The sequence below is a fragment of the Rhizobium grahamii CCGE 502 genome, assembly GCF_000298315.2.
GTDB classification, from domain to species: Bacteria; Pseudomonadota; Alphaproteobacteria; order Rhizobiales; family Rhizobiaceae; genus Rhizobium; species Rhizobium grahamii.
The window spans coordinates 195,742-216,357 of record NZ_AEYE02000003.1 but is presented as its reverse complement, the minus strand read 5'-3'; the positions used below and the strand labels follow the sequence as shown (position 1 = coordinate 216,357).

At 61.7% G+C, this 20,616-nt stretch carries 18 protein-coding genes; 12 read left to right on the top strand and 6 right to left on the bottom strand.

Annotation, left to right across the window (positions count from 1 at the left end; translation table 11 throughout):
- Positions 1-157: 157 nt before the first annotated feature.
- The 3 genes from lptB to lptC are packed head-to-tail and all read right to left on the bottom strand — an operon-like array spanning position 158 to position 2,282.
- Entirely contained in the window at positions 158-940 is a 783-nt protein-coding gene (lptB, locus tag RGCCGE502_RS02185; RefSeq protein WP_016552528.1) for an LPS export ABC transporter ATP-binding protein, read from the bottom strand.
- Between the two features lie 39 nt (positions 941-979).
- On the bottom strand, positions 980-1,603 hold the full coding sequence (locus tag RGCCGE502_RS02180; protein WP_016552527.1) for an LptA/OstA family protein: 624 nt from the start codon (positions 1,601-1,603) through the stop codon (positions 980-982).
- Between the two features lie 13 nt (positions 1,604-1,616).
- On the bottom strand, positions 1,617-2,282 hold the full coding sequence (lptC, locus tag RGCCGE502_RS02175) for an LPS export ABC transporter periplasmic protein LptC (RefSeq protein ID WP_016552526.1): 666 nt from the start codon (positions 2,280-2,282) through the stop codon (positions 1,617-1,619).
- A gap of 211 nt (positions 2,283-2,493) precedes the next feature.
- Between lptC and sppA the strand changes: the two genes are divergently transcribed.
- The 4 genes from sppA (at position 2,494) to RGCCGE502_RS02155 (ending at position 5,296) form a co-directional block, all read left to right on the top strand.
- The gene (sppA, locus tag RGCCGE502_RS02170) at positions 2,494-3,447 is read left to right on the top strand and encodes a signal peptide peptidase SppA (RefSeq protein WP_016552525.1); all 954 of its coding nucleotides are present in this window, start codon (positions 2,494-2,496) and stop codon (positions 3,445-3,447) included.
- A 26-nt stretch (positions 3,448-3,473) separates the two neighbouring features.
- Positions 3,474-3,773, top strand: coding sequence for an integration host factor subunit beta (locus tag RGCCGE502_RS02165; RefSeq protein WP_003544934.1), 300 nt, complete (start codon positions 3,474-3,476; stop codon positions 3,771-3,773).
- A 123-nt stretch (positions 3,774-3,896) separates the two neighbouring features.
- Entirely contained in the window at positions 3,897-4,229 is a 333-nt protein-coding gene (locus RGCCGE502_RS02160; RefSeq protein ID WP_016552524.1) for a LapA family protein, read from the top strand.
- A gap of 161 nt (positions 4,230-4,390) precedes the next feature.
- Positions 4,391-5,296, top strand: a complete 906-nt coding sequence (locus tag RGCCGE502_RS02155; protein ID WP_016552523.1) for a S1C family serine protease — start codon at positions 4,391-4,393, stop codon at positions 5,294-5,296.
- An 18-nt stretch (positions 5,297-5,314) separates the two neighbouring features.
- Here the strand turns inward: RGCCGE502_RS02155 and RGCCGE502_RS02150 are convergent, their stop codons facing one another.
- Both RGCCGE502_RS02150 and RGCCGE502_RS02145 read right to left on the bottom strand, forming a co-directional pair.
- A complete protein-coding gene (locus RGCCGE502_RS02150) occupies positions 5,315-5,752 on the bottom strand; it encodes a GNAT family N-acetyltransferase (RefSeq protein ID WP_040673885.1) in 438 nt (145 codons plus the stop codon).
- A 45-nt stretch (positions 5,753-5,797) separates the two neighbouring features.
- The gene (locus tag RGCCGE502_RS02145; protein WP_016552521.1) at positions 5,798-6,250 is read right to left on the bottom strand and encodes an SRPBCC family protein; all 453 of its coding nucleotides are present in this window, start codon (positions 6,248-6,250) and stop codon (positions 5,798-5,800) included.
- Between the two features lie 117 nt (positions 6,251-6,367).
- On the opposite strand from RGCCGE502_RS02145, the gene RGCCGE502_RS02140 reads away from it, so the two are divergent.
- The 5 genes from RGCCGE502_RS02140 to olsB all read left to right on the top strand — a co-directional run bounded on the left by RGCCGE502_RS02140 (position 6,368) and on the right by olsB (position 12,135).
- On the top strand, positions 6,368-7,474 hold the full coding sequence (locus RGCCGE502_RS02140; RefSeq protein WP_016552520.1) for a class I SAM-dependent methyltransferase: 1,107 nt from the start codon (positions 6,368-6,370) through the stop codon (positions 7,472-7,474).
- Complete coding sequence (locus RGCCGE502_RS02135) at positions 7,464-8,324, top strand: TrmH family RNA methyltransferase (protein WP_016552519.1); 861 nt, start codon at positions 7,464-7,466, stop codon at positions 8,322-8,324. The genes RGCCGE502_RS02140 and RGCCGE502_RS02135 overlap by 11 nt, the downstream gene beginning before the upstream one ends.
- Positions 8,321-8,824, top strand: coding sequence for a signal peptidase II (gene lspA / locus RGCCGE502_RS02130; RefSeq protein ID WP_016552518.1), 504 nt, complete (start codon positions 8,321-8,323; stop codon positions 8,822-8,824). The genes RGCCGE502_RS02135 and lspA overlap by 4 nt, the downstream gene beginning before the upstream one ends.
- Before the next feature lie 55 nt (positions 8,825-8,879).
- A complete protein-coding gene (locus tag RGCCGE502_RS02125) occupies positions 8,880-11,150 on the top strand; it encodes a PAS domain-containing hybrid sensor histidine kinase/response regulator (RefSeq protein ID WP_016552517.1) in 2,271 nt (756 codons plus the stop codon).
- A gap of 109 nt (positions 11,151-11,259) precedes the next feature.
- Entirely contained in the window at positions 11,260-12,135 is an 876-nt protein-coding gene (olsB, locus tag RGCCGE502_RS02120) for a l-ornithine N(alpha)-acyltransferase (RefSeq protein ID WP_016552516.1), read from the top strand.
- 53 nt (positions 12,136-12,188) lie between these two features.
- Here the strand turns inward: olsB and RGCCGE502_RS02115 are convergent, their stop codons facing one another.
- Positions 12,189-14,474 carry an NADP-dependent malic enzyme gene (locus RGCCGE502_RS02115; protein WP_016552515.1) on the bottom strand — a complete coding sequence of 762 codons (2,286 nt, stop codon included), beginning with the start codon at positions 14,472-14,474 and terminating at the stop codon, positions 12,189-12,191.
- Between the two features lie 111 nt (positions 14,475-14,585).
- Here RGCCGE502_RS02115 and mutS point away from each other — a divergent pair, with 111 nt between their 5' ends.
- From mutS to RGCCGE502_RS02100, 3 genes are all read left to right on the top strand, one after another.
- Positions 14,586-17,318: a DNA mismatch repair protein MutS gene (mutS, locus tag RGCCGE502_RS02110; protein WP_019279617.1), complete on the top strand. Its 2,733-nt coding sequence runs from the start codon at positions 14,586-14,588 to the stop codon at positions 17,316-17,318.
- 3 nt (positions 17,319-17,321) lie between these two features.
- Complete coding sequence (locus RGCCGE502_RS02105; protein WP_016552513.1) at positions 17,322-17,597, top strand: hypothetical protein; 276 nt, start codon at positions 17,322-17,324, stop codon at positions 17,595-17,597.
- 105 nt (positions 17,598-17,702) lie between these two features.
- Positions 17,703-20,612, top strand: coding sequence for a [protein-PII] uridylyltransferase (locus tag RGCCGE502_RS02100; RefSeq protein ID WP_016552512.1), 2,910 nt, complete (start codon positions 17,703-17,705; stop codon positions 20,610-20,612).
- Positions 20,613-20,616 lie beyond the last annotated feature (4 nt).

Genomic DNA, 20,616 nt, shown 5'->3' with positions numbered 1-20,616 from the left:
AGCGGACGCGAAACTCCCGTTCGTCTCCTCCGGGAAACCGCGTCCTGCCACGGGCTCAGGCCACGGATATCCAAGTTGGCCCAAAAATTGCTTTTTTATTCTATTTGGTCAAGCGGAACCGTCACGGAGGGTGAATTTCCGGGCTGGCCTGCACGCGTCAGAGGCTGAAATTGTCGCCGAGGTACAGGCGGCGCACTTCCGGATTGTTGACGATGTCGTTGGCACGACCATGCGTCAGCACTTCGCCTGCATGGATGATGTAGGCGCGGTCGATCAGGCCGAGCGTCTCGCGTACATTGTGGTCGGTGATCAGCACGCCGATACCGCGCCCTGTCAGATGATGCACGAGGTGCTGGATGTCGGCGACGGAAATCGGATCGACGCCGGCGAACGGCTCGTCCAACAGCATGAAGGTCGGATCGGTTGCCAGCGCACGGGCAATTTCGAGGCGCCGCCGCTCGCCACCGGAAAGCGACACCGCGGCGCTCTTGCGCAGCTTGCGAATGTGAAATTCGTCGAGCAGTTCGTCGAGTTTCTTCTCGCGTGCAGCCTTGTCGTTGATGTGCACTTCCAGCACCGCGCGAATATTCTCTTCGACGGTCAACCCACGGAAGATCGACGCTTCCTGCGGCAGGTAGCCGACGCCTAGCCTCGAGCGGCGGTACATCGGCATCGTCGTGACGTCGTTGCCGTCGATCTCGATCGTACCCTCGTCAACGGGCACGAGCCCGGTGATCATGTAGAAGCAGGTGGTCTTGCCGGCGCCGTTCGGGCCGAGCAGCCCGACGGCTTCGCCGCGTCGAACGACCAGCGACACGCCGTTCACGACGCGCCGCGTGCTGTAGGTCTTGGTAAGACCGCGCGCGATCAGCGTGCCCTGGTAGCGGCTCTTGTCACCGGCGGGGGTCTCAGCAGCTTGCTGCCCGGACCTGCCGAACATGGTCGATAGCGAGAATAACTTCACGTGGTAAGGCCGGGGTCAGTTCTGTTTCTGTGACTTCGGATCAAGCTGAATCTGGACGCGCCCCCCGCAGCTGTCCAACTGTGCCTGACCTGTTTCCATGTGGACCGTCAACTGGCAGCCCGTAAAGACGTTCGGTCCATCGGTCAAGACAACCTTGTCGCCCTTGAGGATGAACAGCTGCTTGGCCATATCGAACGAACCGTTGTCGGCAGTCGCTGTCTGCGTGCCGGAGGTCAGGTACACCTTATCCGTGACGACGATGTGATCGATATCCGTGTTTCCCGATGAAATCGACGCCGAAGTGTTCTGGGCGGGCGCAGCCTTCTTGGCGCCAGCGGCCGGCGCCGCGTTGGGATCGGCCTTCGGCTTGTAATAGACCGTCATGTGGCCGGCCTGCAGCGTTGTCTTGCCTTGTACGACCTTCACATTGCCCGTGAAATCGGCCGTGTGCTCCTGATCGTGGATCTCCAGCTTGTCGCTCTCGATCTGAATCGGCTCGTCCCTGTTCAGCTTCAGGCCGTCCATTTGGCTGGTCGTTGCCTGCGCCAGGGCGCCTCCGGCCAACAGCAGCAGCGCGACCGCGCCATTGAAAAATACTGCTCCCGCCTTGCGGGTAGAAATGCGACAATCGTTTGTCATGGTGACCCGGCTGTTAAGTGCCCTGTTTGTGAATAGCGGACGGATCGACATTCATGCGTACATTCCCCTCGAATGTGATCGTCTGCCCCTTATCCGTCATCTTGATCGACTGCGCAACAATAGAGGCGCCATCTTTCTGAATACTTACAGGATCCTCGCTCGTGAGTTTCCCACCTTTGATATCCACCTTGGCGGTCTGGAACTTGGCCGTAAGGCCGTTGCTCAACAGAATGGCAAAGGGGGATCGAACATCGAGATTGTCGGTCGCGCGATCGTAGTCCGCGGACGTCGCTTCGACGCGAGCGATCAGGTCGTCTTTCATCGGCACCGCAGCCTTGATCTTCTCAAGTGTCATCAGGTTCGGATTCTTGATATCCTGGAGCGCCCGTTCGGCCAGCATCGAATAGTTGATCCCGTCCGAATTGCGGCCCGAGATGGCCGGCTTTTCCATTACGACCTTGCCGTTCTCGATCTTGGCGCCCTCGATCTTGATATTTTCCGGCAGATAGGTGCGGATAACAGACACACCAATAAAGATCAGCGACACCACGACGGCCGCCACCGGCAGGATGACCTTCAGGCGGCGTACACGTGCGGAATGGAAGCGCGCATCGACATAGGCGCCTCGCTTCGGCGGCACGTAGTCGGCCTTTCCGCTGGTGTTCAATGTATTGAGCATAACCTGGTCCATGTCAGTGATTGGGCAGCTTATATAGGCGTTGCCGCGCCCGATCACAGTTCGTTTCGCATTATTACACTGACTTGCCAATATGGATTTTTTTCTGCAACAAGCAACAAAGGCGCCGGAACGTGTAAAATCAACGTGTCCGAACGGCGCAATAGCCCTAAGGTTAGGGGTCGTGCGTGCTCGCCACCCCCTGGAGGAATGAATGGACAGTTCGATGATCGCCGATCGCCGCAGGCTTCGCCGCAAGATCGGCTTCTGGCGCATCGTCGCGGTGTTGCTGCTCGTGGCACTGAGCTTTGCTGCATACAGCGCCTTCATCGGCGACGTCCCGCGCAGCCGGCCGCACGTCGCTCACGTGACCATTTCCGGACTGATCACCGATGATGACGAGTTGCTGGAGCGACTAAAGAAAATCGAAAAGAGCGATGCCGTGAAGGCCGTCGTCGTCTCGATTTCCTCCCCCGGCGGCACGACCTATGGCGGCGAAAGGGTCTTCAAGGCTATCCGCGCCATCGCCGCCAAAAAGCCGGTGGTCTCCGACGTGCGCACCCTGGCCGCTTCGGCCGGCTATATGATCGCGACTGCCGGCGACATGATCATTGCCGGCGACAGTTCGATCACCGGATCGATCGGCGTGATCTTCCAATATCCGCAGGTCAAGCCGCTGCTCGACAAGATCGGCGTGTCGCTGGAAGAAATCAAATCCTCGCCGCTGAAGGCCGAACCCTCGCCGTTCCATCCGGCGAGCGAAGAGGCCAAGGCCATGATCAACAATATGATTGTCGACAGTTATGGCTGGTTCGTCGATCTCGTCGCCGACCGGCGCAAGCTGCCGCGTGACGAGGTGCAGAAGCTGGCGGACGGCACCATTTTTACTGGGCGTCAGGCCTTGAAGGCCAAGCTGATCGATCAGATCGGTGGGGATGACGAGATCCGCGCCTACCTGGAGACGCGCAAGGTCAGCAAGAGCCTACCGGAGGTCGATTGGGACAAGCGGAGCAGCACACCCTTCCTGCTCGCAGACAGTGCGTCTCAAATCCTGACACTGCTCGGCTACGACAATCTTGCCAAGGCGCGGGACCTTGGTGGAATTCTGCCCCAAAAGTTGCTCCTTGACGGGCTCCTTTCAGTTTGGCAGGTTGGCAATGACCAATAAGAAATCAATAATTTAAGGGGGCAAAAGTGATCAAGTCCGAACTGGTGCAGATAGTTGCAGCCCGCAACCCGCATCTTTACCATCGCGATGTCGAAAATATCGTCAACGCGGTGCTCGACGAGATCACCGACGCGCTCGCGGCGGGCAACCGCGTCGAGCTGCGCGGTTTCGGTGCCTTCTCGGTCAAGAACCGCCCGTCCCGCTCCGGCCGCAATCCACGCACCGGCGATACCGTTTTCGTCGAGGAAAAGTGGGTTCCCTTCTTCAAGACCGGCAAGGAGCTGCGCGAGCGTCTCAACCCGGGACAGGCCGACGAAGAGGATTGATCCTCGCGATCACGACTGCCTGCGGCAAGCCCGCACTTGAACTTGGCTCTCGGCCCACTATCCTGCTGACCAGATCAAAGCGCTACGCCAAAGACGGCGGGCGTTGAAATACGGAGGCAGAGCATGGCGAACAAGATCACCAACCTATTGATTTTTCTGCCAGTCGGAATCATCCTGATCATCTTCTGCGTCGCCAACAGGCAGGTCGTGACGCTGGCCTTCAACCCATTCCTGCCGGAAGACCGGGCGCTCTCTCTGTCGGCGCCATTCTTCGTATTCATCTTCATCGCGCTGATCATCGGCATGGTCGTCGGTTCGGCCGCCACCTGGTTCAACCAGGGCAAATATCGCAAGCGCGCTCGCACCGAGGCCAAGGAAGCCGTTCGCTGGCAGGCAGAGGCGGATCGGCACAAGAACCGCGCCGAGGAAATTGTCGGACAGCTGCCGTCGCGGTGACATCGCGCCACAGCAATGACCGACGCGCACGCTGAAATTCGGCCCTGTGGGCACTTGCAGCCATCGCCCCAGCTTCATAGCTATATAAAGTAGACCCGCTGCACATCTGCCAGGCACAGTCGTTCTGCGACACACGCGCCGCGCCTTGCGAGGATGAGACCATGAATATCGACGAAATCCTGCGGTCAGTCGTGGCCGTTCGCTCATCAATTCCCGAAGACGCCTTCACAGCCGGCACACTTGGCACACGCCGCGAAGGCAGTGGCGTCGTCATCAACTCATCCGGCCTGGTCCTCACCATTGGCTATCTGATCACCGAAGCCGAGGAAGTCTGGCTGACGACGCTTGACGGGCGGGTGATCGCAGCGCATCCGCTCGCCTACGATCAGGAGACCGGGTTCGGCCTGCTGCAGGCTCTCGGCGACCTCGGCCTGCCGGCCCTGGAATTCGGCAACGGTACCGGAGCCGGCCTCGGTGATCCCGTCGTATTGGCGGATGGCATCGGCCAATTCGTGGAGGCCAGGATCGTCGCAAAGCAGGAATTTGCCGGCTACTGGGAATATCTTCTGGATGAGGCAATCTTCACCACGCCCGCGCACCCGTCCTGGGGCGGCGCCGCCCTGATTGATGCCGAGGGCAAGCTGCTTGGGATCGGTTCGCTGCGTTTGCAGATGAGCCAGAACGGCGAGGTCGCCGACATCAACATGATCGTGCCGATCAACCTGCTTCCACCAATTCTGGATGACCTGATGACGCGCGGGCGGGTCAACAAGCCGCCGCGGCCATGGCTGGGAGCCTTCTCGGCGGAAAGCAACGGCGATGTCATCGTGATGAGCGTCGCTGAGGGCAGCCCGGCGGATACTGCCGGCCTGCGGCGAGGTGACATCATTTCCGAAATCCGCGATGGCGAAGTCGATGGGCTTGCCGATTTCTATCGCAAGGTTTGGAGCAGCGGTCCGGCGGGCGCGGAAATCCCGATGCGTGTGCTGCGTGATGGCCGGGAGGCGTGGCTGCGCATCAGATCCGCCGACCGCAATCAGTTTCTGAAAAAGCCGCAGTTGCAATAGGGCCGGAGACGCGTGGTTCTACGCGTCTGGATAAAAACTCATCTCCTCGAAGTCGCCTTCCGGCGAGGTGCCCGATCCCGTGACGACGAATCCTTTGGAACAATAGAAGGCCTTGGCGCGGCTGTTCTTCACCAGGCATTTCAAGCGATACTTGTTGTGCGGCCAATCCGGCAGAGCCGCGAGCAGCGCCGCACCCGCGCCCTGCCCTTGCCAGGGTTTGCTGACATAGAGCATGTGAATGAAATCATCCGGCGGCCACAAGGTCATGAAGCCGGCGATTTCGCCGCTGGGCGCCTCCGCGAGCCACAGATATTCGCCCTGCGTGTGAGCTTTGAAATCCTCGTGGCGGAAGCTGGCGGGATCGACCCACACGAAGGTCTCGCGACGCACTGTCAGATAGATGTCAGCCAAAATTTCCAGGTCAGACTGACCTGGCGACCTGATGGTCCACTCCACCAATTCCGGCTGCGTCTGGACCGAAAAATCTGTCAATTCGAACCTTTACTCTGTGGCCTTGGCACTGACGGCGGCGTTGAAACTGGAGAAAAACTGCTGCGCCAGCTTGGTGGACGTCGAGTCGATCAATCGGGCCCCGAGTTGGGCGATCTTGCCACCGACCTGGGCTTTTGCTTCGTACTTCAGCACCGTATCGCTGCCGTCGTCCTGCAGGACGACATCAGCGCCGCCCTTGGCAAAGCCGGCAATACCGCCTTTGCCCTCGCCTGAGATCGTGTAGCTTTGCGGCGCGTTGATGTTGGACAGTGTCACCTCGCCATTGAAGGTTGCCGAAACCGGACCGATCTTGACCTTGACCACGGCCGTCAACTCACTCGGGGACTTCATCTCCAGGCTCTGACAGCCCGGAATGCACTGCTTCAATATCTCTGGGTCATTTAGCGCGGCCCATACGACATCCCGGGGCGCGGTGATCCGTTCTTCGCCGGTCAAGTCCATCCGAAATCCTCCCATTTCGACCTGCCTCAATTTATCACAGGCCGAAAGCGCTTTGCCAAGGTGAAACGGAATGCTATTTGCACGAGTTCTATCGAATTGAAGCACGCGGAAAATCACGTGAGACAGAAAGAACGCCGGCCTGGCCAGAAATCCGCCGCCGGCCCCTCCGGCGGACGCCGCCCTGACGATCGCGGCCAGCGGCCGACAAAGCCGGCAGCGAAGCCAGCGCCGGCTCGCGAGAAGGTGCGCGAACCGGCTTCCGTGCCGACGGCAATCGACCGGCCGCTGATGGTGCGCACTGGCGAACGCCCGGCTGAACGAGTGCCCGTTATCCTCGAGTCCCTCGGCGCAGGCGACTTCCATCTGATCGACAGCGGCAATGGCGAGAAACTGGAGCAATACGGCCCCTACCGGATCGTGCGCCCGGAGGGCCAGGCATTGTGGCAGCCGTCCTTGCCGAAACAGGCCTGGGAGAAGGTCGATGCCGCCTTCACCGGCGACACCGACGAGGAAGGCACCGGGCGCTGGCGCTTTCCCAAGGAAGCGCTCGGCGAGACTTGGCCGCTTAACCTGCTCGGCGTCGATTTTCTCGGCCGCTTCACCTCTTTCCGCCACGTCGGCGTCTTTCCCGAGCAAATCGCCCACTGGACCTGGATGAAGCAGCAGGTCGAGGCCGCCAAGCGGCCATTGAAGGTTCTGAACCTGTTCGGCTACACCGGTGTCGCCTCGCTCGTCGCCGCCGCCGCGGGCGCTGAGGTTACGCATGTCGATGCTTCCAAGAAAGCCATCGGCTGGGCGCGCGAAAACCAGGCGATGAGCGGGCTGGAGAAGGCGCCGATCCGCTGGATCTGCGAAGACGCGATGAAGTTCATCCTGCGGGAAGAACGCCGCGGCAACACCTACGACATCATCCTCACGGATCCGCCGAGCTTCGGCCGCGGCCCGAACGGCGAGGTCTGGCATCTTTTCGCCCACCTGCCGCTAATGCTCGACATCTGCCGTGAAATCCTGTCTCCGAAGGCGGTCGGGCTTGTGCTGACCGCCTATTCGATCCGCGCCAGCTTCTATTCGATCCATGAGTTGATGCGCGAGACCATGCGCGGGGCCGGCGGTGTCGTCGAGTCAGGCGAGCTCGTCATTCGCGAGGCCGGGCTGGACGGCAATACGCCAGGCCGCGCACTTTCCACCTCTCTCTTCTCCCGTTGGTACCCAAATGAGCCATGAACACAGGGGCCACGGCCCGCATAAGGTCGGGCACGTGAAAGAGGTCACTTCGCTCGCCAATCCTATTATCAAGGACATCAAGGCGCTCAGCGACAAGAAGAACCGCGAGCAGAGCGGTACCTTCATGGCCGAAGGTCTGAAGCTGGTAATCGATGCCATCGAACTCGGCTGGACGATCCGTACGCTGGTTTACGCCAAGGCAGCCAAAGGCAAGCCGCTGGTGGAGCAGATGGCGGCAAAGACGGTTGCCTCCGGCGGCCTGGTGCTCGAGGTCAGCGAGAAGGTGATCTCCTCTATCACCCGCCGCGACAACCCGCAGATGGTGGTCGGCATCTTCGAAAGCCGCTGGAAGCCATTGCGCGAGATCCACCCGAAGCCAGGCGAAACCTGGATCGCCCTCGACCGCGTGCGCGACCCCGGCAATCTCGGCACGATCATTCGCACCGCGGATGCCGCCGGCGCCTCCGGCGTCATCCTCGTCGGCGAAACGACTGATCCCTTCTCGCTGGAAACGGTGCGCGCCACCATGGGCTCGGTGTTTGCCGTTCCCGTTGCACGCGCCACGGCGGAAGAATTTATCGGTTGGAAGAAGCACGCCGGCGTTTCCGTCGTCGCGACGCACTTGGCCGGATCGGTCGACTACCGCACGATCGACTACAAGAAGAAGCCGGTGGTGATCCTGATGGGCAACGAGCAGTCTGGGCTGCCCGAGCATCTTGCAAAGGAAGCCGACGCGCTTGCTCGTATTCCGCAGCAGGGCCGCGCCGACTCGCTCAATCTTGCCGTCGCCAGCGCCGTCATGCTGTTCGAAGCACGGCGTCACCTTCTTTCACTCGACGAGGCCAAATGACCGAACAGACGCTAGAACGCCCGACGCTGTTTGCCAGGCCACTGCCGATCCTGATCTTCATCGTCATTGCCGTCGTGCTTGACCAGATCGTCAAGATCGTCGTCGACCATACGCTACCGCTTCAGGAACCGGTGCACCTTATCCCGATGCTGGCGCTCTACCGGACCTACAATCTCGGCGTCGCCTTCTCGATGCTCTCAGGCATGGATGGCTGGTTCATCGTCGGCATGCGCCTTGTTATCGTCGCATTCGTCATCTGGCTCTGGCACCGAACCGGCAAGCAACGCACCTTTGCTCATCTTGGCTATGCGTTGATCATCGCCGGCGCGCTCGGCAACCTGATCGATCGCTTCCTCTATGGGCATGTGATCGACTACATTCTGTTTCATACCGAGACATGGTCGTTCGCCGTCTTCAACCTGGCCGACAGTTTCATCACAATCGGCGCGGGATGCGTGATTCTGGACGAGCTGATACAACCTAAAAACGCAGACCGTTAAAATCCTAGCGATTTGCTGAAGGCATTTGGAACCGCCGTTGTGCTATCCGGCGAGCATGCAAAGTCTCGGTCAATTGCACGAAAGACTTGCCGCCGCATTTGGGCGGCGTACCGCTCGTCGCCATGGCGCGCGGATTTTGGATGCTGTTGACCGGCAAACCGGGTTCGTTTCGCCACAACCCAATCGTGGCCGCATCGGCCGCAAGCTTCTGTCATGGTGGTTGGGCGGCCTTGGCCTTGTTGCCGGTCTGATCCTCATTGCCATATCCAAAGCCGGTATTTCCCCGGTGCTTTCGATAGGGCTTGGCGTTGCCGCCCTATCCGCCATGGCCCTTCTTGCAGTCTTTTCGACCACCAAACGGAGAAGCACGCGGAGCCGCTCGACCGGCGTTTCTCCCGCGTGGAGCCAAGGCGCGGTTCTCTTCGCCGATATCCATGACGCGCTTGGCGACATTACCGTCACGCGCAGCATGGACCGGCGCATCGTCGGCGCCAACGAGATGTTCCGTCGGCTGACCGGTCGCCTCAATCCGGAAGGGCTGACCTGCGAGGAGATCGGGATCGCCTTTCGTCCCGGTCCTACACCGCACCGCTTCGAGGTGGAGATCTCGACGCCTGAGGGCCAGCGCATCTACTTCTGGCGCGACGTCGTGACCCGCGATCCCGGCGACGGACGGCTGTTGCTGCAGAGCATCGCCCGCGATATCACCGAAGAACGGCTAACGGCGCAGTCCCGCGAAGAGGCGCGGCAGAAAGCCGAATACAACAGCGCCGCGAAATCGCGACTGCTTGCAACCGTCAGCCATGAGATCCGCACACCACTTTCGGGCATCCTCGGCATGACGCACCTGCTGAGCGAGACCCGCCTGACCCAGGAACAGCAGAACTACCTCACCGGCATTCGCCAATCCGGCTATGCGCTGACACAACTGGTCGAGGACCTGCTCGATTTCTCAACGATTGAGGTCGGTCGTTTTCAGCTCCGTCCCCGAGCTGAATCGCTCCGCAAGCTACTCGAGAGCGTTGTCGAGATGCTCGCGCACCGCGCCCATGAAAAGGGCATAGAGATCGGCGCAACCGTTTCCTCCGACCTGCCGGAACTGATGAGCTTCGATCCGGCACGCCTGCGTCAAGTCCTGTTCAACGTCGTCGGCAATGCCGTGAAATTCACACAGGCGGGCGGTGTCTTCGTCCGGGCATCGTTGCAGCCCAATGGTGTCCTGATCAGCGTCACCGACACCGGCCCCGGTATGACCGAGGAAGAACAGAACCGCATCTTCGGCGAGTTCGAGCAGGGGGGAACCCCGGTCGACAAGAGCGCCGGCACGGGACTTGGTCTGTCGATCTCCGCCCGCATCATGCGCGAGTTCGGCGGCTCACTTGCGGTCTCGAGCGAAAGAGGCACCGGCAGCGAATTCAGCATCCGCTTTCCGCTCGACATTCCGGAGGAAAGCCGCCCGCGCCGGAATACGGTGCTTGCCGGCAGCGTCGTTCTGCTGCTGGCGCCAGCCGGTTCGGCGCGCATGGCGATTTCTGAGACGATCGCAACACTCGGCGGCGACTGCCATCTGGTCACCGACGGCGAAAGCGCACATGCGCTGCTGCTGGCCATGGCCGCGCGTGGATGTCGACCGACGGACATTATCGTCGACCACCGCATGTCGACGGAGTTTGCCGACCACCTCGCCGACCGCGCCGAGATCGCCGCACTGGGGCTGCGCAAGATCTTCCTGGTCAACCCGGAGGAGCGCAACGCCCATGCGCTCGACCTCTTTGATGCGTGGCTGATACGGCCGCTCCGCGAGCAATCGCTGATCGACGTGCTGCGCGGACGGATGCGTGGCATGGAGAAGCGTGACGCCCTGAACGACAACCAGCCCGGTTTTAGCGTTGTTATACCGGAGCTCGGCATCCAGAGCGGACTGCGAATCCTGCTGGCCGAGGACGACCCGATCAACGCGATGCTCATCCGCGCCATGCTGGAGAAAGCCGGCCATACCGTCCAGCATGTCGACCATTTCGAAGCGCTCCTCGACTGCGCGCTGTCGGAAGGAAGCGTACGCCCCGATATCGTCATCAGCGATCTTTCCATGCCGGGAGGCGACGGCATCGACATGCTTGGCCGGCTACGCGGCCACGAACGCCGGCTTGACGTTCCGCCTGTCCCGATCATCGTTCTGACCGCCGACAAGCGCGATGAATCCCGTAGACAGGTCTTGCTGAATGGTGCAAACCGCGTCATGGTAAAGCCGGTTGACCCGATAAGGTTGCTGACGGAAGTCCAAGCCGTTGCTGCGCTTTCGGCCCGCCGCGCGGAAGCGCGGTAACCACCGAAAGGCCGGTACACTGCTTAAGTGTGACGGCGACATGATGTCACTTTCCTGTCGTACATAAGTGTTTTATGGCGTGTCAAAAGCCGGCAACGGGAGAATCGCCATGTCTGCAGACGCTTTCAATTGTGCCGCCGTCGCCGAGGTTCATCGGCCGTCGAGCACGCTTGCGCCAAAGGTAGGCGACATTCTCGGCCGCATCGGCAATCTCGAGACTCGGCTTGCGCGTACGGCCAGCGAGATCGATGCCGCGCAGGCAGTCCGTTTCCGCGTCTTCGTCGAAGAGATGGGGGCTCAGCTCTCACCGGAAGCGATGCTCCGCAAGCGCGATTTCGATTCCTACGACGCCTTCTGCGATCATTTGCTGGTGCTCGACCGCTCGATCGAGGGCGACAGCGAGGACCAGATCGTCGGCACCTATCGCCTGCTGCGGCAGGACGTTGCCATGAAGAATGGCGGCTTTTACTCGGCTTCGGAATTCGCGATCGACGAGCTGCTTGCGCGCCACCCGGATAAGCGGTTCATGGAACTCGGCCGCTCCTGCGTGCTGCCTGACTACCGCACGAAGCGTACGGTCGAGCTTCTGTGGCAGGGCAACTGGGCCTACGCGCTGAAGCATGGCATGAGCGCCATGTTCGGCTGCGCGTCCTTCCCGGGCATCCACCCGGAAAGCCATGCGCTGGCGCTGTCCTTCCTGCACCACAATGTCGCCGCCAAGGATGAGTGGGCCGTTGGCGCGCTTCCGCACCTTGCACGCGACATGGACCTGATGCCGGCGGAAGCCGTCAACCCGAAGCGGGCGCTGATGGCGTTGCCGCCGCTGATCAAGGGTTATCTCCGCCTCGGCGCCATGGTCGGCTCGACCGCCGTGGTCGATAAGGCGTTCAACACGACTGACGTGCTGATCGTTCTGCCGATCGCCAGCATCTCCGATCGTTACCTGAACTATTATGGTGCCGACGCCGGACGGTTCGCGAGCTGATTTCAACCAGATGAAAAACGGAGCCGGAGGCTGCCTCCCGCTCCGTTTTTATTTCACGATCCAGCCGTATAGGCCGCGATCGCGGCCATGTTGACGATATCGGAATCCTTCGCGCCCATCGAGGTGATCTGAACTGCCTTGTCGAGACCGACGAGGATCGGGCCGATGACGGTCGAGCCGCCGAGTTCCTGCAGCATCTTCGTGGAGATCGATGCCGAATGGAAAGCCGGCATGACCAGCACATTGGCGGGCCCGGACAAACGGCAGAACGGGTACTGCTCCATCACCTTGCGGTTCAGCGCCACGTCAGCCGCCATCTCGCCGTCATATTCGAAATCGAGACGGCGCTTGTCGAGGATTTTTACCGCCTCGCGCACGCGCTCGGAGCGCTCGCCCGATGGATGGCCGAAGGTCGAGTAGGCCAGCATGGCGACACGCGGTTGATAACCCATGCGGCGCGCGAAGCCGGCGGCTTCGACGGCGATATCGGCCAGCTCCTCGGCGTTCGGCATGTCATGAACCGCCGTATCGGCGACGAACACCGTTCGGCCGCGGCAGAGCGCGATCGATACGCCGATCACGCGATGCCCCGGCTTCATGTCGATGCAGCGGCGCACGTCTTCGAGTGCGGTCGAGTAGTTGCGGGTTATGCCGGTGACCATTCCGTCAGCATCACCGAGCGCCACCATGCAGGCAGCGAAGTGGTTGCGGTCCTGATGGATCAGGCGCTGAGCATCGCGATGCAGGTAGCCCTTGCGCTGCAGGCGCGCATAGAGATAGTCGACATAGGTTTCGACGCGCGTGGAAATGCGCGCGTTGACGATTTCCAACCCCGGCCGATTGAGATCGATGCCTGCGCGCTCCGCGGTCTGGTGGATCAGGTCCTCGCGTCCGAGCAGGATCGCCGTACCGAGCTCCTGGTTTGCGTAGGACATTGCCGCGCGCATGACCTGTTCTTCTTCCGCTTCCGCAAAAACCACCCGCTTCGGGCGGCGGCGTACGCGCTCGTAGAGGCTCGCCAGGGTCGAGGCGATGGGATCGCGACGGGCGGAGAGCTCGCGGGCATAGACTGCCATGTCGGCGATCGGCTTGCGGGCGACGCCACTGTCAATCGCGGCCTGCGCCACGGCGACTGGGATCGCCGAGATCAGCCGCGGATCGAACGGCACCGGAATGATATACTGAGCGCCGAAGCGCGGGCGGTTGCCCTGGTAGGCGGCAACGACATCGTCAGGCACGTCCTCGCGGGCGAGGTTTGCCAGCGCCTCGACGGCCGCTATCTTCATGGCGTCGTTGATCGTGGTCGCCCGGACATCCAGCGCCCCGCGGAAGATATAGGGGAAGCCGAGAACGTTGTTGACCTGGTTCGGATAGTCGGAGCGGCCGGTTGCCATGATGGCGTCGTCGCGGATGCGGGCGACCTCTTCCGGCGTAATTTCCGGATCGGGATTGGCCATGGCAAAGATGATCGGGCGATCCGCCATTGAGCGGATCATGCTCTCAGAGAAGGCGCCCTTCTGCGAGAGCCCGAACACGACATCCGCGCCCTTCATGGCCTCCTCGAGCGTGCGCGCCTTGGTCTTGACCGCATGCGCCGACTTCCACTGGTTCATGCCCTCGGTGCGGCCCTGGTAGATCACGCCCTTGGTGTCGCAAAGGACGATATTCTCGGGCGCGAAGCCCATGGCCTTGATGAGTTCGACGCAGGCAATGGCAGCAGCGCCCGCGCCGTTGCAGACGAGCTTGGTCGTCTTCAGGTCGCGCCCGGTCAGTTCCAATGCATTGATGAGACCGGCGGCAGCAATGATCGCCGTGCCGTGCTGGTCGTCATGGAAAACGGGAATGTCCATCAACTCGCGCAGGCGCTGCTCGATGATGAAACAGTCGGGCGCCTTGATGTCTTCGAGGTTGATGCCACCGAAGGACGGGCCGAGGAAACGGACGCAGTTGATGAACTCGTCGACATTCTCGGTGTCGACCTCGAGGTCGATGGAGTCGACATCTGCAAAGCGCTTGAAGAGCACCGACTTGCCTTCCATGACCGGCTTGGAGGCCAGTGCGCCGAGATTGCCGAGACCGAGGATCGCCGTGCCGTTGGAGATGACCGCGACCATGTTGCCGCGCGTGGTGTAATCATAGGCGGTGGCGGGATCGGCGGCGATTGCCTTCACCGGAACGGCCACGCCCGGCGAATAGGCGAGCGACAGATCGCGCTGCGTCGCCATCGGCTTCGTGGCGTTGATCTCCAGCTTTCCGGGCCGCCCCATGGCGTGGAATTCAAGAGCCTCGTTGTCGGTCACTGACGTAACCGGCCGCTGCTTCTTCTCGGTGTCGGGCATTTTTCCTCCAACGTCTTGTGGGTGACGCCTTGCTCTTCCTCAATCGCAGTTGTCATCTATAGCGGCGGGCGGCTAGGGTTGGCACCTCTTTTTTGGAAAAAATGCATCTCCGTGAACGCACGAATAGACACTGGAATAGAAGCCTTTTCGGCTGCCGAGCTGGCCACGGAAGAAAGCCGTGCCTCGGCAACGCCGATGATGGAGCAATTCATCGAGATCAAGGCCAACAACCCTGACTCGCTGCTGTTCTATCGCATGGGCGATTTCTACGAGCTGTTCTTCGAGGATGCGCTGGAAGCCTCTCGCGCGCTCGGCATCACGCTCACCAAACGCGGCCAGCACATGGGGCAGGATATCCCGATGTGCGGCGTGCCGGTGCATGCGGCCGACGACTATCTGCAGAAACTCATTGCGCGCGGCTTCCGAGTTGCTGTCTGCGAGCAGGTCGAGGACCCGGCCGAAGCCAAGAAACGCGGCTCAAAATCGGTCGTGAAGCGCGACGTGATCCGTCTGGTGACGCCGGGCACGATCACCGAGGAAAAGCTGCTTTCGCCGTCGGAGTCGAATTACCTGATGGCACTTACCCGGATTCGGGCCAGCGCCGAGCCGGTACTGGCACTTGCCTGGATCGACATTTCGACCGGGATTTTCCGGCTAGCCGAGACTGAAAACGCACGCCTGCTCGCCGATATCCTGCGTATCGACCCGCGTGAACTGATCGTGCCCGATACGATCTTTCACGATCCCGAACTAAAGCCAGTCTTCGACGTACTGGGCCGCACCGCCGTTCCGCAGCCGGCTGTCTTGTTCGATAGCGCCACTGCCGAAGGGCGGATTGCGCGCTATTTCAATGTCTCGACGCTCGACGGCTTCGGCACTTTTTCGCGCGCCGAGCTTGCTGCTGCCGCGGCAGCCGTCGCCTATGTCGAGAAGACACAGATCGCCGAACGGCCGCCGCTCGGGCGGCCGGAGCGCGAAAGTGGCGCGTCGACGCTGTTCATCGATCCGGCCACCCGCGCCAACCTCGAACTTGCCCGCACGCTGTCAGGCGATCGCAACGGCTCGCTGCTAAAGGCTATCGACCGCACGGTCACTGGCGGCGGTGCACGATTGCTGGCCGAACGGCTGATGTCGCCGCAGACCGATCCCTTCCGCATCAATGAGCGGCTGGATTCGATCGGCTTCCTGATGGAGGAGCCGTCGCTTTGCGGCGACCTGCGCCACCATCTCAAGCATGTTCCGGATATGCCGCGTGCGCTCTCGCGCCTGGCGCTCGACCGTGGCGGGCCGCGCGACCTTGCAGCCATCCGCCAAGGCCTGAACGCTGCGGGTGATGTCGCTCGGCTGCTGTCCGAAGCACTCCTGCCGGAAGAGCTGCAACTTGCGCTTTCGAGCCTGCGCGCCCTTCCCTCCAATCTCATAGCGCTGCTTTCCGAGACACTCGGCGACGAGTTGCCGCTGCTGAAGCGCGACGGCGGCTTCCTGCGCGACGGCGCCAATGCCGAACTCGACGAGGTCAGGGCGCTTCGTGACCAGTCGCGCCGCGTGATTGCCGGCCTGCAGCTGCAATATGCCGAGGAAACCGGCATCAAGTCGCTGAAGATCAAGCACAACAACATCCTCGGCTACTTCATCGAAGTCACCGCCGGCAATGCCGGACCGATGACCGATACGCCGGAGGCCAAGGGTCGCTTCATCCACCGCCAGACGATGGCGAACGCGATGCGCTTCACGACAACCGAGCTTGCGGATTTGGAAAGCCGGATCGCCAACGCCGCCGACAAGGCGCTTGCAATCGAACTGGCGGCCTTCGACCAGATGACATCAGCCGTCGTTGCAGAGGCCGAGGCGATCAAGGCAGGCGCTCGCGCGCTCGCCGTCATCGACGTTGCCGCCGGCCTTGCGTTGCTTGCAGATGAGCAGGCCTATTGCCGGCCGCTCGTCGACGGCTCGAAGATGTTTGCGATCGAAGGCGGACGCCATCCGGTCGTCGAACAGGCGCTGCGCCGGCAATCATCAGGCCCGTTCGTCGCCAACAACTGCGATCTGTCGCCGGTTTCTGATGGCAAGGATGGCGCGATCTGGCTGCTGACCGGCCCGAACATGGGCGGTAAATCGACCTTCCTGCGCCAGAACGCGCTGATTGCGATCCTCGCGCAGATGGGTTCGTTCGTGCCGGCCACATCAGCCCATATCGGCATCGTCGATCGGCTGTTCTCGCGTGTGGGCGCCTCTGACGATCTCGCGCGCGGTCGCTCGACCTTCATGGTCGAGATGGTCGAAACGGCGGCGATCCTCAACCAGGCGACGGAACGCTCGCTCGTCATTCTCGATGAGATCGGCCGCGGTACGGCGACCTTCGACGGTCTCTCCATCGCCTGGGCCGCCGTCGAGCATCTGCACGAGGCAAACCGCTGCCGCGGCCTCTTCGCCACGCACTTCCACGAACTGACGGTGCTGTCGGAGAAGCTTGCGCGGCTATCGAACGCGACGATGCGCGTGAAGGAATGGGACGGCGACGTGATCTTCCTGCACGAAGTCGGCCCCGGTGCTGCCGATCGCTCCTACGGTATTCAGGTTGCCCGACTTGCCGGCCTGCCCGCCTCCGTGGTGGCGCGCGCTCGCGACGTGCTGACCCGTCTCGAGGACGCCGACCGGAAGAACCCGGCGAGCCAACTCATCGACGATCTGCCGCTCTTCCAGGTGGCGGTCCGCCGCGAAGATACCAATCGTGGCGCCTCGAAGGTAGAGGACGCGCTGAAGGGCATGAGCCTCGACGACATGACGCCGCGCGAAGCGATGGATGCACTCTACGAACTCAAGAAGAAGCTGAAGCAGGGATAGCCGATGTTCATGGACCGGCTGTTCAACGAGACCCAAAGGCTTGCGGCGATCTTCAGCGCGCTTGAAGCGCTGCGTCTTGCCGACGAGCGCGGCAATCCGCGTGGTTGGGCCTCGCCGTTCGGCCTTCTGCAGGTCATCCGCTGCTGCGCCAAGATTCTGGAACTCTCCTCCTGTGTCGCCAAAGCCGGCTACCGCGAGTGCGACCAAGAGACGCTGGAGGCGATCACCAGCGAAACGCGGCAGGTGCTCTATTCCGTGCGGGCGCAGATCGCCGCCTGATTGGTTGAAGCCGCAGGTTTCAGGCGCGGCAACACCTTTTCGCCAAAATTAAAGGTTCTGCAGTAGGAAAGCCCGTGTCATCGGTGGGCAAAGAGGCTATAGCGCATGCAGACGAAACGAGAGGTGCAGCACGAAGCGGCTGCGCCGCGCGAAGAGGAAGCCGCCCCGCGCATGGCGACGACGAACGAAATCGATTTCTCCGATATCCTCGACACCGACTATCTCCGGAAGATGTGCGACGCGGTCGCCGAGGCCAACAAGACTCGGCCCGACGTCATGCGGTCGGATCTGCTGGCAATCCTCAAGAAGGCGAGCAGCGAAGGTCGGCAGAAGGCGCGCGAGCTGCTTTCGGTCGACGGCAGCGGCATCAACTGCGCCCGCCGCATTTCCTGGCTGCAGGACCAGATCATCACGGTTCTCTACGAATTCGTTTGCGTGCACGTCTTCCCGAAGCAGAAGGACAAGTTCGCCGTCACCGCTGTCGGCGGCTATGGCCGCGATACGCTGGCACCCGGCTCCGACATCGACCTCCTGTTCCTGTTCCAGCCGAAGCCGGCGGAAGAAACGCACAAGGCCGTCGAGTTCATGCTCTACGTCCTCTGGGACATGGGCTTCAAGGTCGGCCATGCCACGCGCACTCTGGAAGAGTGCATCGCACTGTCGAAGTCCGACATGACGATCCGTACGGCGATCCTCGAGATGCGCTACATCTGCGGCCTGCGCGCGCTGGAAACGCAGCTCGAGACGCGCTTCGACAAGGAAATCGTCACCGGCACCGGCCCCGAATTCATCGCCGCCAAGCTTGCCGAACGCGACGAGCGCCACCGCAAGGCGGGCGACACGCGCTATCTCGTCGAGCCGAACGTCAAGGAAGGCAAGGGCGGCCTGCGCGACCTGCACACGCTCTTCTGGATCTCGAAATACTATTATCACGTTCGCGACACGGCTGAACTTGTGCCGCTCGGCGTTCTCTCGAAGCACGAGTATCACCTTTTCCAGAAGGCCGACGACTTCCTCTGGGCGGTGCGCTGCCACATGCATTTCCTGACCGGAAAGGCGGAGGAGCGGCTGTCCTTCGACATCCAGCGCGAGATCGCCGAGGCGCTTGGCTATCATTCGCGCCCCGGTCTGTCGGCAGTCGAGCGCTTCATGAAGCACTACTTCCTTGTTGCCAAGGACGTGGGCGATCTGACGCGCATTCTCTGCGCGGCGCTCGAGGACCAGCAGGCGAAATCGACGCCCGGCCTGACCGGCGTTATCAGCCGCTTCGCGCACCGCAGCCGCAAGATCGCCGGCAGCACCGAGTTCGTCGAGGATCGCGGCCGCATCGCACTTGCCAGCCCCGATGTTTTCAAGCGCGATCCGATCAGTATCATCCGCCTGTTCCATGTCGCCGATATCAACGGGTTGGAATTCCATCCGGACGCGCTGAAGCGCGTGACCCGGTCGCTCAGCCTGATTGATGGCAATCTGCGCGAGAACGACGAAGCAAACCGCCTCTTCATGTCGATCCTGACCTCGAAGCGCGACCCCGCGCTGATCCTTCGGCGGATGAACGAGGCCGGCGTGCTCGGCCGCTTCATCCCGGAGTTCGGCAAGATCGTCGCGATGATGCAGTTCAACATGTATCACCACTATACTGTCGACGAGCATCTGATCCGCACCGTCGACGTGCTGTCGGAGATCGACAAGGGCAAGGCCGACGACCTGCATCCGCTCGCCAACAAGCTGATGCCTGGCATCGAGGATCGCGAGGCGCTCTATGTCGCCGTGCTGCTGCACGACATTGCCAAGGGCCGCCAGGAAGACCACTCGATCGCCGGCGCCCGCGTTGCCCGCAAGCTCTGCGCCCGCTTTGGTCTGTCGCAGAAGCAGACGGAGATGGTCGTCTGGCTGATCCAGGAGCATCTGGTCATGTCGATGGTTGCGCAGACGCGCGATCTGACCGACCGCAAGACAATCACCGACTTTGCCGATGTGGTGCAGTCGCTCGACCGGCTGAAGATGCTGCTGATCCTGACGATCTGCGATATCCGCGCCGTCGGCCCCGGTGTCTGGAACGGCTGGAAAGGCCAGCTGCTGCGCACGCTCTACTACGAAACGGAACTGTTGCTTGCCGGCGGCTTCTCCGAGGTTTCGCGCAAGGAGCGCGCCAACTTCGCGGCCGAAGCGCTCTACAATGCGCTCTCCGACTGGAGCCAGAAGGACCGCAAGACCTACAGCAAGCTGCACTATCAGCCCTACCTGCTCTCGGTTCCGCTGGAAGACCAGGTGCGGCATGCGGGCTTCATCCGCCAGGCTGACAAGGCTGGCCAGGCACTGGCGACGATGGTGCGGACCGACAGTTTCCACGCGATCACCGAGATCACCGTGCTCTCGCCCGACCATCCGCGCCTCTTGGCCGTCATTGCCGGCGCGTGCGCGGCAGCAGGTGCCAACATCGTCGATGCGCAGATCTTTACGACCTCGGATGGCCGCGCGCTCGATACGATCCATGTCAGCCGCGAGTTCAAGGACGATGCCGACGAGCTGCGCCGCGCCGGCACGATCGGACGGATGATCGAGGACGTGCTTTCCGGCCGCAAGCGGCTGCCCGAGGTGATTGCGACGCGGACCAAGAACCGCAAGAAGAGCAAGGCCTTCGTCATCCCGCCGTCGGTTAACATCTCCAACAGTCTGTCGAACAAGTTCACCGTCATCGAGGTCGAATGCCTTGACCGGCCGGGCCTGCTGTCGGAAATCACCGCGGTTCTCTCGGACCTTTCGCTCGACATTCAATCGGCGCGGATCACCACCTTCGGCGAGAAGGTGATCGACACCTTCTACGTCACCGACCTCGTCGGCCAGAAGATCTCGGGCGACAGCAAGCGCGCCAACATCACCGCACGCCTCAAGGCCGTCATGGCCGAGGAGCAGGACGAACTGCGCGAGCGGATGCCTTCCGGCATCATCGCGCAACCGACTCCCGTCCGGGCCGCGACGCAGACAGACAAGAAGGCGGATTCGCCCGCATGAGCCC